The sequence below is a fragment of the Elusimicrobium minutum Pei191 genome, assembly GCF_000020145.1.
GTDB lineage: Bacteria > Elusimicrobiota > Elusimicrobia > Elusimicrobiales > Elusimicrobiaceae > Elusimicrobium > Elusimicrobium minutum.
This window is the reverse complement of the sequence record NC_010644.1, coordinates 478,044-492,340: the sequence shown is the minus strand read 5'-3', so window position 1 is coordinate 492,340 and position 14,297 is coordinate 478,044. Positions and strand designations below refer to the sequence as shown.

13 protein-coding genes and 1 tRNA gene are annotated in these 14,297 nt (G+C 40.6%); 1 reads left to right on the top strand and 13 read right to left on the bottom strand.

Annotation, left to right across the window (positions count from 1 at the left end; translation table 11 throughout):
* Nucleotides 1-304: 304 nt before the first annotated feature.
* A complete protein-coding gene (locus EMIN_RS02360) occupies nt 305-949 on the top strand; it encodes a helix-turn-helix domain-containing protein (RefSeq protein ID WP_012414627.1) in 645 nt (214 codons plus the stop codon).
* Nucleotides 950-1,044: 95 nt separating this feature from the next.
* Here the strand turns inward: EMIN_RS02360 and EMIN_RS02355 are convergent, their stop codons facing one another.
* From EMIN_RS02355 to EMIN_RS02295, 13 genes are all read right to left on the bottom strand, one after another.
* Nucleotides 1,045-2,616, bottom strand: coding sequence for an alpha/beta hydrolase (locus EMIN_RS02355; RefSeq protein ID WP_012414626.1), 1,572 nt, complete (start codon nt 2,614-2,616; stop codon nt 1,045-1,047).
* A 777-nt stretch (nt 2,617-3,393) separates the two neighbouring features.
* Complete coding sequence (locus EMIN_RS02350; RefSeq protein WP_041691235.1) at nt 3,394-6,435, bottom strand: OmpA family protein; 3,042 nt, start codon at nt 6,433-6,435, stop codon at nt 3,394-3,396.
* Nucleotides 6,407-7,207 (bottom strand): fimbrial biogenesis chaperone, encoded by an 801-nt coding sequence (locus EMIN_RS02345; RefSeq protein ID WP_148204453.1) that lies wholly within the window; start codon nt 7,205-7,207, stop codon nt 6,407-6,409. Before EMIN_RS02345 ends, EMIN_RS02350 begins: the two co-directional genes overlap by 29 nt.
* 2 nt (nt 7,208-7,209) lie before the next feature.
* Nucleotides 7,210-8,121: a DUF4402 domain-containing protein gene (locus EMIN_RS02340; protein WP_012414623.1), complete on the bottom strand. Its 912-nt coding sequence runs from the start codon at nt 8,119-8,121 to the stop codon at nt 7,210-7,212.
* Nucleotides 8,122-8,294: 173 nt separating this feature from the next.
* Nucleotides 8,295-8,771, bottom strand: a complete 477-nt coding sequence (locus EMIN_RS02335) for a DUF4402 domain-containing protein (RefSeq protein WP_012414622.1) — start codon at nt 8,769-8,771, stop codon at nt 8,295-8,297.
* Between the two features lie 705 nt (nt 8,772-9,476).
* Nucleotides 9,477-9,567 (bottom strand) — tRNA-Ser (locus tag EMIN_RS02330).
* Between the two features lie 114 nt (nt 9,568-9,681).
* Nucleotides 9,682-10,185 (bottom strand): type IV pilin protein, encoded by a 504-nt coding sequence (locus EMIN_RS09610; RefSeq protein WP_012414621.1) that lies wholly within the window; start codon nt 10,183-10,185, stop codon nt 9,682-9,684.
* 8 nt (nt 10,186-10,193) lie between these two features.
* The gene (zupT, locus tag EMIN_RS02320; RefSeq protein ID WP_012414620.1) at nt 10,194-10,991 is read right to left on the bottom strand and encodes a zinc transporter ZupT; all 798 of its coding nucleotides are present in this window, start codon (nt 10,989-10,991) and stop codon (nt 10,194-10,196) included.
* A gap of 9 nt (nt 10,992-11,000) precedes the next feature.
* Entirely contained in the window at nt 11,001-11,951 is a 951-nt protein-coding gene (locus EMIN_RS02315) for an NAD-dependent epimerase/dehydratase family protein (protein WP_012414619.1), read from the bottom strand.
* A 4-nt stretch (nt 11,952-11,955) separates the two neighbouring features.
* Nucleotides 11,956-12,396 (bottom strand): hypothetical protein, encoded by a 441-nt coding sequence (locus EMIN_RS02310; protein ID WP_012414618.1) that lies wholly within the window; start codon nt 12,394-12,396, stop codon nt 11,956-11,958.
* A 55-nt stretch (nt 12,397-12,451) separates the two neighbouring features.
* Nucleotides 12,452-13,186 (bottom strand): TonB family protein, encoded by a 735-nt coding sequence (locus tag EMIN_RS02305; RefSeq protein ID WP_012414617.1) that lies wholly within the window; start codon nt 13,184-13,186, stop codon nt 12,452-12,454.
* Nucleotides 13,187-13,195: 9 nt separating this feature from the next.
* Nucleotides 13,196-13,600: an ExbD/TolR family protein gene (locus EMIN_RS02300; RefSeq protein WP_012414616.1), complete on the bottom strand. Its 405-nt coding sequence runs from the start codon at nt 13,598-13,600 to the stop codon at nt 13,196-13,198.
* Entirely contained in the window at nt 13,590-14,219 is a 630-nt protein-coding gene (locus tag EMIN_RS02295) for a MotA/TolQ/ExbB proton channel family protein (protein ID WP_012414615.1), read from the bottom strand. Before EMIN_RS02295 ends, EMIN_RS02300 begins: the two co-directional genes overlap by 11 nt.
* Between the last annotated feature and the right edge of the window lie 78 nt (nt 14,220-14,297).

The window sequence follows — 14,297 nt, the reverse complement described above, 5'->3', positions numbered from 1 at the left end:
CACCTAATCACAAAAACTCGTTTTTATGGTAAAATTAAACCGATAGCCTCTTTGCCTGAGTTTGGCATGTTTTAATATGCCGCTATCGGTTGTTTACGGTAACACTCTGCATCATATGCCTAAACCGCATATAATGTAGAAATTGTAAAAATTTGTTTCCGTTACTTCCGGGTTTTTTTATGCCCACAACCGCTATGGTATATAACAATAATACCTTAGCTTATCACTAATATATTAAAATTATATCACTAAACACACATAATGTCAACACTAATATGTGTTTTTTGTTATAAATAAGAGATTTATGAGTATCGGAAAAAAAATTCTACAAGCAAGACGAGAACTTAATTTAACGCAAAAAGAACTTGCCCAAAAAATAGGTTTGCCAGGAAGTACAATTGCGCGTTGGGAAACGGATTCGTTTAGCCCTTCCCCTAAAAATATTGAAAAATTGTCTAAAGCTCTAGGCAGAGAATATAAATATTTTTACGAAACCCAAGAAGATATATTTACCGTATTTAAAAAAGCAAAAGGTGAAATCCGCGATAATGAAAACATTTTTTCTTTTCATAGTGATGAAACGAAAAATGAAATAAAATTCGCGGGAGTCTTTAAAAAAGGCGCCGCTATATTTTTTGAAGATGACGACATCTCTAACTCAAAAAACAAAACTATCCCGCCCCAAAAATTATTTTTTAACGTAAAGGACAATTCCCTTTCTCCCGATTTTGAAAAAACTGATACTTTAGAAATAATTACAACAAAAGAAATTGAACCCGAATATAATGGAAAATATTATATTGTTGAAATAAAAGATGAGCAGTTAATTTATAAATGCACAGTTTTAGGCAATGATATAAATCTTTCCATAGCGGGCAAAACAAAACGCATCCCAAAAAATAAAGTTGAAATTCTAGGCCGTGTGACTGCCGTAAAAAAACTTCTTTAAAAATTAAGAGACAATAAAAAACCGTCCTTTGAAAAAAGAACGGTTTTTTGTTGCTTTACAAAAACAAAATAAACACTGTTTTATATAACTGTTTTTTAAAAAGGCTCATCTTTATAATCAGCGGCTTTCATAATATCGCCGTATTGTTTTTGCGTAATTTTAGATTTAGAAGCAGACGCCCCTGCGGATGTCTTTTCCGTCTCCTGGGGAAAGGTGTCAATAATGTCTTCTATGCGTGCGGTAATATAGGAAAACAAAGGGTTTGATGAAACTCTGAAAAATAAATTGGTGTTTATTCCCAAAACGCCGCGTTCTCCCTGCGCGTTTGATATAAGGCCCAGATTTATGCCAAAAGCATCTTTTATTTCCGGGTCAGGAATAGAGCCGTATAACGGGTCAGTTTCCGGAAAAGGAAGCGAAATATGAGAAAGAGAAAACAACTCTTTAGGATAAACCAGACCCAACGCTCTTGTTTTAAAATCCACTCCGCCGGGCTCGACGCTGCGCTCTACCGCGCCTGAATCATTGGGGCCGGAGTTGCCTATTACAGTTATCTTATATTTTTGCGGAAATCCCGGTAACATTATTGACATCATATTAACAAAAACAGGACGCACCAACGGTAAAAACGCTGTATCGCGGTTAATATCAAACAAAACCAACTCACTTTCATTTTCCGGCAGATTGCTATAAAGGTCATTTATAATAGCGGGAGTACTGACCGTGTAATCCGCTATTGACTGAAATGTAATTATAGGCGGAAGCTCCTTTAACATATCTTTTTGCCCAAGCCTTATGGCTTGCCTTTTCACATCCGCAATTAAAAGACGGGCCTGTTTAACCGCATTAACAGGAAAAGAGTTGTATTTAAAAGGGTTAAACTCGGGAATAATACTGATCCACGCGGCTTTTTCAAACCCTGGAAGCATTGATGGAATGGCAAGTATCTCGGCCAGTTTGGAAAGCCTTGTAATACCTATCATGGGAGAAATTAGAACCAGTCTGTCAGGCCTTATAAGAGAGTCATCCTCAAGCGCGTCCAACGCGTATTTTACGGCAAGCGCGCCGCCTTGTGAAAAACCCGCTATGTGAAGAGGCGCCCCCTCCGGCGTAAGCTTTTTGGCTTCCTTTACCGCGAATTTGGTAGCAGCGGCCCAATCCTGCCAAACGCTTTTGGTAAGCGCGCCAGGCACCGTACCGTGCCCGGGAACCCTTAACCCCACCGCAACAAAGCCTTTTTTATAATATATCTCCGCTATATGACGCAGGCTGTAAGGAGTATCCGTAAGGCCGTGTATTAAAACAACCGCCCCTTTAGGATTTTCCGGTATTAAAAGATAAGAACGGTTCCAGTCTTGCTTAAAATTGCCGGGATATATTTTACTGCCTTTGAAATAACGGTTGATTTGGTTTTGCTCGCTTTCGGGCGTTTTTAAAATTACGTTCTTATGAACTTCTTCAAATATTTTGTTTTCACGGGCGGTGTAATCTTGCCATGTGGCTTTTTCCAATTCCTTGACGGTCAGTTCATTAGGCGCAAATGTATGCCACGGCTGCAAATCAGGCACATAATGCAGACGTAAAGCAACTCCTGCAAGCAACAGAAAAAACAATACTATAAAAATTATAACCGTATATTTAACAAGCTTAAAGATTTTTTTATTCATTTCATATTCCTTATTATTAAATAGCTTTAATAATCTTAAATTAAAAATTATTTGTTTTTATACAGGTGGAGTTATTTTATCCGCCACAGTGGCACTGCCTGTTTATATAAGCATATTTTATAATAATATTTAAACAGCGGCACAATTACAAAAAGTCATATAATTATCCTTTTATCGGTTAAAGAATTAAGGCGAATTATCAATACCTCCTTAATTTACAGATTTAATAGCGAAACCGTCAATATTCTTTAAAAATTGACGGTTCTATAATATAAAGAAAGAAAAAATATTTTGGAGATTTATGATTTTATTATACACCTAAAATATTAGGGATACTTAAAAACTTTATTGTTTAGACGGAACAAATACGTTGTATGTAATTTTCATAGCGACACTCAACAAAATAAATTTATTAAGTGTATATTCCAAATCAGCGCTGTGGGCGCCCGCAGCCGCGCTCAAAAGGCTTTCTCTACAGGAAAAGCCTTTTTCGCCTAAAGAAATTCTATACTATTGAAATTTATACGCTATTACAGAACCTTTGCGGCCAGGCGTTTCGGACAGATATTAAATTATACTATTAGTTACATGCTGTTCTAAAGATTATTTATAATAAAAGCCGTGGGTAGGAAGTGAAAACCAGATGGAATTATACTAGATAAAGCAGGAGTTCCGCAAAAGAACTTAAGGCATAGAAAACCTTTACAGGGAACTCATTTAACCCAAATTTTATTTATATTAAAAAAATGAACAGAGTAGCGGTTTTTATCTAAATAATTACAAAATCAGTATATCCGTCCTTCTGTTCATTGCCCGGCCTTCTCTTGTCAAATTGCCGGTTACAGGGTTATCATACGCCACACCCATTATTTCTATGGTATCCGGGTTTAAGCCTTCTTCAATTAAAATTTTTGCCGCAGCATTAGCACGCCTTAGCGATATGCTTTTATTTACCCCATAAGAGCCTATATTATCCGTATTGCCCGTGACTATTATTTTTGTATAAGGGAAATCTTTTAAGGCGGCGCATTTTTCCCTTATAATATTTTTTTGTTTTTCCGTCAGTTCGCAGGAATTAAATTGGTATTCCATATCCCTGCTGTTAAACTGTATAGCGTCAAGCTTGCGGGCAAGCGGCTCCGAGAATCCCTCCTGCGCCTGTGCCACTATGGTATCCGGCAAATTAATGTAAGGCTGCTCCGGCGCGTTAATGTGAGGCTCAAGATATATTGAAAAGGTATCCAATTTTATGTCCTCCACTCTGGTGACTTCCCGCCCTTCCTTCGCTATAGTAAGGGAGTAGTTCCCAAACGGAAGGTTATCCAATACAAAGAAACCGAATAAATCGGTGAAAGTGAAAGAGGCTTCAGCGCCTGCTTCGTTGTAAATTTTAATTTCATAACCGCTGAGGAATTGATCCGCAAGATTATGTATTAACTTTCCCTCAACCGTACCCTTGCGGGCCATCGGCAGCATAATATTACGCACTGTACCGGGGCGCAGTATATATTTGTAATTACTCTCCAGCAGAGATAAAGAAGGATCCTCAACTTCCGAGAGGTCTAAATCTAAAACAACTTTTTCATAAGGCGGGATATAGGTAATTACCGCCTCCCCCTTTTTATCGGTTTGGAAGCCCTTTTCTGCCCCGCTTACGGATACTATAACATTTTCCAGAGGGGTTCCGTCTTCTTCCTGCACGCGGACAAAAACGGACCCGTATTCGCTTAATTTTGATTTTGTATCGGTAAATATTCCACTGTCCGCCTTCGGGCCGAAGCTTATATTATAAGTAAGAGATGCAGTTAAGTTATTATATGAAGATGTTGACAATGCAACGCTTATGCCGCCAAAAGGAAACATCCTGCTGCCCGTAAGGAAAAAAACATCGTACATATTCATTTTTTCATAATATCTTTGCCCGCGGCGGTATTGCAGCGCAAGATAAGTTCTGCGGTCCCAGCGGTAATCAACCATTGCATTTAATTCGGAGAGAAATGTTGACGGATAAGTCCTGTAGAAAGCCCCCGTATAAATACCGAAAGGGCCAAAGTTAGCCTGTGCCAAAAGAGAAACATCATTTGTCGCCGTATTTTTATTATAAGAGGCGGATTGCCAAAAATTCTCAAGAGACAAATTATAATATCTGAAGAGTTGGCGTGAAAGCCTTATATTTAAAGCGTCTTCGGAATAGTTTTGATGATCTAGCGTATGTGTAAAATTTATAAAGTACGGCGTATTGTCAAGCGGGGTAATAATACCGCTTAAGCGCGTTTCAAAAAGTTCTTTTAAGTATTTATTGCCCACAAAAGATATTGGGGATTGTATATCGCCGTAATATTCATAGCGGGAGAAAATATCCCCTATATAAATATTGCCTTGCACCTCGGCGCGGTGGCCTATTTCACCGCTTTGCAAATCTTGGGAAAGGTTATACTGCAACGATGCCCCGCTAAACAACAGCTGCGCGCCAGCCATAGCAAAGCGGCGCTCTTTTAAGTTATCCAGCGCATCTTGAGAGTTTGTAAACCCGCCCATTAACGTTAGGTGCTCCGATAAGCCGTAAAAACCTATAAAATCAACAACAGGAATATCGCTTTTGGAAACATAAGGTTCATTAACCTCAATAAGATAACGTTGCGGCTGGTACGCATTTAAAATATAGCCCACTTCCCCTTTGGCAACAGGAGAGGTGCCTGAATAATAGCGCCTTTCTTCTGTACGTATCTCACCGAAAGGGCCGTAGAAAACCAATTTAAAAACATTAAGGCCGTAACTTACCGGAACATTATCAAACACATAGCGGCCGCCTATGGAAGGTTGGCGGAAGCCTAAAAGCTGTGAATTTAAGTGCAGTTCAACATCCCAGCCGTCCTGCAAAATCCCGGTAATGGTGATTGTCTTATCCGCAGAAATAACATAGTTTTTGAAAGAACTTAAAGTTACGCCGCGCCCTGAGGTATTGGATTCAAAAAAAGAGGAACCTGTGCCTGTTATATCCCCCGCCTCAAAAACAGTAAGATTTGGGAATTTGTATTCATCCCTCAAAAATACCCTGCCGGTGGTAAAGCGCGCCTTGGTTTCAAAATCGCTATGACTATCGCCAAACAGGTATAAATTGCTATCTAGCCCGGCGGTAAGGGCGGCTATATTTAAACCGTAATTCTGGGAATACTTAGTATCGGTATCATCTGCGGCAAAAAGGCCTGCGGTAACGCTTAAATCCACAACAGGCAAGGCCCAGGAGCGTTCATCAAACTCGTAGTCGGACCAGTAATCCTTATTGCCTTGGTATAAAGATGTATTTGCTCTTTTGCGCAGCGCCTCTTCTTTAACGGTTTTAGGCAATTTATAATCCGCGTTTATGTTAAGAAGAAGGGCCATCTCATCGAGGTCTGTTTTAATATTAAAGAGATCTTCCAAAAAGCCTGTTTTAAAGGATATTTGATCTTCTATTCGCACTATGTCATTTGGGGAAAACGGGATTTCCCGCCCGCCAAAAAAAGCTTTTTTATGTTGGAAATCAATGAAAAAATTATTGCGCTGTTCGCCCGCAAAGCCTTCAATGCGCACGCCGTCATTTTTAGTAACGGAAAAACCAACCACAGCGGCAAAAGGGTAAAACGGAATGTATTTATCGCCCTGGTTCTCATATATGAAAATAAAATCTTCCTGCGGGTAACTCTGCAAAACAGGCGTCACAATAAGAGGGTCGTTGTAGCTTTCGGCAAAAAGGTAACAACAGGGCAAAATTAGCATTAACAAAATGCTGCTTCCAAAGGCTGCAATTTTAGATAGATATTTTCTTTTCGGAAACATTTTTCCCCGTTTCTTTATTCTTCAAAATTACGGTGAGGGTTTCACCCACCAGTTCCTGCTCTGTTTTGGACAGGGGTATTGCCAAGCGGCGCTCTTTATTATAAGGGAAAATACGCACATTATTTAACTGGCCTATAACTTTTTTCTTACTGTCCCGTATGGAAATATCCCCGCGCGCGGATTTTGTGCCCGTAGCCTGTAAAACAACCTCCATTACGGTCACTGCATCTCGCACGGACAACTGTGCATTGCTTATTTCAAATTTACTTTCCAAATTACCTTTTTGCAAAGTAACAGGTATGGTTACCGCATAGAGGGCCTTTAGCTGAAACTGCAAAGCTCCCGGCTCATTTTTTTGCTGTTTTTCAGCGGCCTGCTCGCGCGATACCGGGATATCCACCTCAGCCACTTTTAGATGGGAAACATATTCCCCGTCAGGCAGTTCCGCCGTGGGGCGGCGGATAACATTTACAGTCTGCATTTTGCCCGGTTTAAGAGTAAATTGGCGCGGGGAAAAATACAAGTACGCGTCCGCCGTGTTTAAGACCTCTTGCGGCATCGGTTCGCGGTAGGAGCCGTCCTCCCTCTGCACGTAGTTTACAAAACTGACGCGGTATGTCTTTTCTTCCTGCGAATTGTTTATAATACGAACGCTGTGCATACGTTTTTTGGATGACATTTCAAACTCAAGAGAATAGGGATGTATAGAAATGCTTGCTACAGCACAGTTTACGGCAAATAAAAAAATTGTTGATAAGAGTATCCTTTTCATAATCATTGGTAATTTACCTCTATTGTATAGGTGCCCGTATAAACGCCCGGCGCTTTATCTGCAGGCACATGCAATGTCGCCCCTACAGAAACCTCCACCTCTCCGTTGGCGCCAATCGTAGTGAGGCCTGAAGGGGATGTAGTAAAAGTATCCAGCGTCATTGAGCCAAGGGTGGAGGCCGCTATTGAATAAGAGATGGGGCTGCCGCCTATGCCTTTAACTTTGACGCGGCCCGCCGCCGTAGTGCCGGTAAGAGTAGAACACGTACCGCCTGAAGAGCCGTTTGTTGCAACCACAGCCGTACAGTTCGCCGTCGGTCTTATTATCTTTCCGAAGTCCAGCAGAGCGGTTTCCTCAACACTTAAAGGCCACTCTACAGTAGCAGTAACATTAACGGTAGTGTTTAAGTTTTCCGCAGGCTCACTGCCGGGCCACATAGTGCATCTGTTGCTGCCTATAGCTGCTTCGAATCTTTTTGTACCACTGGAGTTTATAGTAAAAGAGCCTGTGTATGTACCAGGCTTGGTAGAAGTTGTTATATTGGCTGTAGCACCTATGTAATAAGTGCCGTAAGGAGGATTATACCAAAACCCTATAACAGGGTTAGTGGTATATTGAGCTGCGCCGCCGCAGCTGCCGTCCACGACATAATCAGATCCTGCATTGAAAGTAAAATTGGTAAGTTGTAATGTACCGGGGCCGGTAAGATTTAAGGTGGAGGGAAGGCCGCTCCATGATAGAGAGCACTTACACTCATCGCCGGCAACTTGGTATCTGGCATAGCCGCGCGCCGCACCAGTTACGCTCACATTGGCGCTTGGAGTAGCCGCACCGGTTGATGCGTTTAGTGTAACCGTACCGCCCGCAGAGGTTAACAATGTAATAGTGCCAAAGTTAATTATACCGGAAGACATGTTGCCGGCATATAAAACCCCTGGAGAAAATACAATGATTATTAGAGATAAGACTTGAGATAGTTTCATAATTCCTACAATTTTTTAAAAACAAAAGTACAACTTTTAACGCTTAAAACCGCTACTAAGCATAAGCCCCTGCCATATATAGGCAGGAGCTTATGCGATACTTATTAATAGTTTACTGTAACAGTGTAGTTACCGATGTACATCCCTGCATCCTGATTTGCAGCTACTTCAAGCTCTCCACCTATTTTTACAGAGCTGTTGCCTGTTGCATCAAGCGGGTGGGTTAAGGCTTTATCAAATGTATAATTTTTAAGAACCATTGCGGGCCCGACGCCGGTAAGCGTAGTGTCCGCAACAGAAAATGTTACATCTTGATTGGGCGCGCCGATAATTTCAAATTCCCCTACAGTTTGAGTACCGCTGACATGCCCTGCCGTCGCACCGCTTATTACACCTGCAGTTGTAAGCGTAACGACTTCAGCTCCAGTGGGTTGTACTATCTTTCCGAAGTCAAGCGTCACAACGCCGGTTACTGACAAAGGCGCTATTATCTCAGCCTGGGCAGAACCCGTACCGGTAACGGCAAAAGCTGCGCTGCTCACAATCAAAAAAGCAAATAACATTACTAATATTTTTTTCATAACATATCCTCCTTTCCTTTTTTTACTCATAAATCCTATATCGTTGGATTCTTATTACATAACAAAATATGTTTAATTTTACATCATAGCAGGCATTTCGTCAATCTAAATTTTAATATTAGCTGTAAACTATAATAAAATTTACACAACTTTACTGGTCAAATTATTCGATTTTACCGATATCCACTCCTATACCAAGCACTAAAAACCAGGCATTTTTCCCTAAAAAACAACAGGGTAAAAAACTTAAAAAAAGAGCGTTGGCATGTTGCCTTTATCGTAGAATGCCCCTATACTCCATAAAAACAATGCTATCGATTCAGAAATAAAAAAAAATTCCCGGCGGAGTTAATGCCAAACGGGGGGTGCTCTATTATTAATATTAGAATAAGGAAAATTAGTAATTCAAACTCAAGGTAGAAGAGCCCCTTTATCAATAATTCTTCCTACAGGACATTAAAAATAATATTTCAAAATAGCTTTTTGTTACTTAAACTAGATACAGGAGATATTCGTTTTTTTGCTCTGAGCTTCCGATATAAAAAGAAGTGAACTAAAATTTTTTATAAGAGAGCATGCGTTTTTTATTTTTTTATAAATCAGAAAGAGTCCTTTAAACAGCATGCTATGTGTTCGCTAACAATAAAATCCTCGTCGGGCAAATTGCCTAACGAGGATTTTATACAATCAATTTACACTAGAAAACGGAGAGGAAGGGATTCGAACCCTTGATACCGGAATTAACCAGTATAACGGTTTAGCAAACCGCCGCTTTCGACCACTCAGCCACCTCTCCAAAAACGTTTTTGATTTGACTTTTAAGAAAACTACAAGAGTTATTATATCAAATTTTTACTTCACTAAAAATAATCTTAAATCCGCGTTAGGCAGAAAGATGTTTTTATATTATTTAGTTTTTAATAAGACATTCTTCCCTATCGCTTTTAGCCGTAAAGGCATTGCCCGCGCAAAGATTTAGGCAAACTTTTCTATAGACCTCTGATTTGCCTAAATAGGCCTGGCAATAATATCTGTTATCCGAAAATCTGTATTGTATATTATACGCGCTGCCTGAAGCACCCCTGTTGGCCCAAATTCCGTTACCATAACCCAAGTAATAGCGCCATTTGCCGCTTGACACTACCCAGGCGTCCCCTCCGATGGAAGTATAGTGCACTCTGTTGCCGGCAGGCATATCAACGGATAAATTGTCCCAATCATTAACAGTAGGGTAAGAGCCTGTTTCAAGCCTGTAAATTTCAGCCGCTTGGGAAAGCGATTTTAAAACGGTAAAGGCTTCCGCCGCGCGGGACTTTTCAACCGCCAGGTTATACTGGGGCAATGCTATCGCCGCTAATATACCTATAATTAAAACAACTACCAAAAGTTCAATAAGCGTAAACCCTTTTTTCATATCTTATCCTAGAATAACTGTAAACTTATAAACATAACGAGCATGCCGAAAAGCAGACCCCAAATTTCTTTATGCCCGTCTCCATATTCATTGGCTGTAGGTAAAAGCTCGTCAAAAGAAATATAAATCATTATGCCAGCCACAACCGCAAATAATATTCCAAAACCTGTTGTATTAAGAAACCTGGCTAAAAACAAATAGCCTATAATCGCGCCGACCGGCTCAGCCATGCCCGAAAGGCCGGAATACAGTATAGCCTTTTTTCTGCTTCCTGTGGCATTATAAACGGGCAAAGCAACGGCAATGCCTTCGGGTATATTATGTATCGCGACGGCAACCGCTATTGAAATACCAAGCTGCGTGCTTTCCAAAGCGCTCATGAAAGTGGCCAGGCCTTCGGGGAAATTATGTATGGCCAAAGCTATCGCGGTTACAAGACCGACTCTTTTTATTTTATTTGAATTAGAATGCGGATCAAGGGAAGCCTCTTCCACTTCATGTTCTTCTAAATGGTGTTCGGGTATAAGCTGGTCAATTATAGCGGCTATTAAAATACCGGTAAAAAAACCGCCGCCCATAATCCATTTAGCGGTATTACCGCTGTATGAGGCGGAGATATATTCTATGGCAACGGGTAAAAGCTCCATAAAAGAAACATATATCATCACCCCTGCGGAAAAGCCCATGCCTATAGATAAAACTGTTAAATCATGCTTTTTAACAAAAAAAGCGACAAAGCCGCCTATTAACGTGGCGCTTCCGGCCAAAAAACTTAAAAACAAAGCTGAACAAACGTATCCTTCCATAACATTTCCCTAAAAACTTTTTCTAAGTCCGTCCTCTAAAGAGGTAAACTGCTGGCCTGTGCGGTCAATCCATTTTTTACTGCTGCTTACCCAATGCCCTTTTATAGAGGCCTCCTTTACTTTATCGTAATTTAAAGCAGGGGCTATATTAAAAAGCTTGGCTATAATTTCATATAAAAACGCCACAATGTGTAAAACAAATAATGGCGCCGTAAACATAAAAGGGCGTTTGACTTTCATTGCGTCCGCCATTGAATATATAAAAAATTTCCAATTATAAGGTTTATTTTCGCATACATAGTAAATGCCGCCGAATAAAGATTCGTCTTCAATAGGTTTAACTATTGCATTAACCAAATCGTCCACATGAATAAAGTTAAAATACGCGTCCCCCTTAGAGGTGTTAACCATTATGCCCATTTTTACCCAATCGGCTATTTTGCTTACGCCTGAATCATTTTTACCATAGACTATTGGCGGGCGAAATATTATTTTTTTTATACGCGCGGGAAGGGACTCAACGGCGTTTTCCCCCCCTAATTTTGTACGTCCGTAATCTGAAGCGGGTTTAGGTTTATCGTCTTCGGTTCTTATATGTTCCAAATCAGCGCTGTATCCTCCCGCCGCCTGGCTTGACATATAGGTAAAATATTTTACGCTGTTTGTTTTAGCCGCGGCGTCAACTAAATTACGGGTGGTAAGGACATTAGCTGCTTCAAATTCTTTATAATTAAAAGCAAATATCGCCGCGGCTAAATGAAAAACGCCGTCACATCCTTCCAACGCATTAGCTAAAGAATCAACATCCGTGTACTTCGCGGTAATGTATTCTACTTGCGGATCAGCTGATTTACGGCCCGAGCCCCTTGTTAATATACGAACGCTGTGGCCCATAGAATTTAATTTTTTTGTAAGCGCGCCGCCTATAAAACCGGCTCCGCCCGTTATGGCAAACTTCATAAAATTACTCCAGCCTTTTTAAAGCGCCGTCCAACTTATCGTCGCCTCTTTTAAGGCTTTTCGCGCCATCTTTAGCGTCTTCAACCCATTCTTTAGCGGCGCCTATGTTTATGCCGAAAGCGGAAAGACCTTTTTTCATATCTTCCTGTTTAGGCAAATCGCCGTAAGCTAATTTTTTTAAAGGAGAAACTTTATCTTCCTGCGGGAAACGCTGTAAAAGGAAAACCGCGCATGCTATTAATAAAACGCAGGTTAACAAGGCGTTAAGCTTTTTCCAATTTTCCATGCCTAAAATTGTGACTAAAACGCCTAAAAGAATGGCGCCGCCCGCCCATAAAAGACAAGACATTACACCGAAGGAAAATCCGCCCTGGCCGTAATAAGGAAAGAAAACCATTACGGCGAAATGGATTAAAGCTACAAAAAATACTCTTCTTATAGTCATAAAGCACTCCTGTTGCTGTTATTTAAAAAAAATTAAACCCTACTTTATAAAACTACTAATTTTCGTCCTTAAACTCAACGGTAACGGTAAGTTCGCTTTTCTCAAACTCCGCCGGTAACGGCGGAAACGGGGCCGCGGCGTCCACACTTGTTTTTGCCGCGTAATCGTAAAGCTCGTTGCCTGAAGCCTTTGAAACTTTTAAATTTTTTATACTCCCGTCTCTTTGAATAGCGAAAGTAACCAGCGCAGCCACATTAGCCTGTTTTGGTTTACGTTTTTCCCATTCTGTCCAAAGAGCGTTTCTAACCTGTGTTATATACCACGGAAACGGAAAATTAGGGAAATCTGTTTTTATGCCTCCTACGCCATCCCCCTCGCCTTGGCTTGAACCTGCTTTAGCGGATGTTTTAGCCGCCTCGGCTTTTTTTTCTTTTTCATTGTCGGCCAAAATGCTGGGAGTTCCTAAAACAATCTTCTTTTTTGGCGCGGGCTGGGGCTTGGTTGTTATCTGGCTTTTAGCGGCGTAAGCTTTTTTATCGGCCACGGGAGTTTCGGGTTTTTTTATTTCTTCTTTTTTGGCCTCTTCCTTAGGAGCGGCAGGCGTCGGAGTCGGTTCGTCGCTTTTTTTAGAGTCCGAGCCGTCCGCAGGAGCTTGGAAAGACGCGCCTAAAAAATCAATAGTGTAAGTAGCTAAAGGTTTTTTTACGGAAGCAGGCATAATGACAAAGAATAAAAATCCCGCCATTAACGCGTGCAAAACGCCCGATATAAAAAAATACCTGTTAAACATTTCCGCCCTTTATTTTCTTTCTAAAACGCCTATGCCTAATTTAGCCGCGCCAAGCTCTTTGGCTATATCAAATACGTCAACTACTATTTGAACGGGCACGTCTTTATCAGCCTGAACAAGAATGGCCTTTTTGTTGGCTTTGCCCATTCTAAGGGTAAGCTCGCGCTGCAATTCCGACATTGTAACTTTTTGCTCCTGAACAATAATAGTGCCATCTTTTAAAACTTCAATTCTTATCAAATCATCTTCCACAACCGCGTTGACGGAGCTGCTTTTAGGTAAATCTACGTTAAGCTGCATCTGTACCAAAAAAGGGGACATAACCATAAAAATGATAAGCAGTATCAGCGCGATGTCTATAAAAGGCACCATGTTGATATCGCCCATTATTTGCTTTTTTACTCTACCTGGCATGTGTAATCTCGCTCGCTATATTTTCAAGTTCACGTTCAAAAAAATTAATTTGCGTAGTAAAATAGTTATACGCTATAACAGCAGGAACAGCGACAAACAAGCCCGCAGCGGTGTTAATAAGAGCTTCCGCAATACCTTTTGCCACAACAGAAGGTCCGGCCGTAGCGGCCGTCATAGCGGCTAAATCCGCGAAAGCGCGCATAACGCCTAATACGGTACCAAACAAACCTATAAAAGGCGTAGTGCTGCCTAATGTGGCTAAAACAGGCAGTTTCTTATGTAAAAGCGTAACTTCCCAATCAATAACTTCATCCGAATAATCTTTTAAATTTGCACCCTGCCTGTTTGAGGTTAACAAGGTTTTTATAAGCCTTCCAGCGGGGGTATTTTTGGCTATATCACGGCCACAAGCTTCAATAATTTTATCAATCTGCCCGGCTTGCAACTGGTATTTAGCGTACGCGATAAGCTTGCGGCTCATTTTAATTTGCTTTCTTAAAGTAAAAAATCTTTCCAAAATTATAGTAAGCGAAACAATGGATAAAAATATAAGAAAAATAAGCACCGGCCCGCCTGCCTTTAAAAGTTCCTCAATGTTGGTTATATTGCTAAAATCCATTTTCCTCTCCTGTTAATAACAAATATTATCTGTCTTACCGCTTTTTTTAAAGTTTATTAATAAAAATTATTACAACGC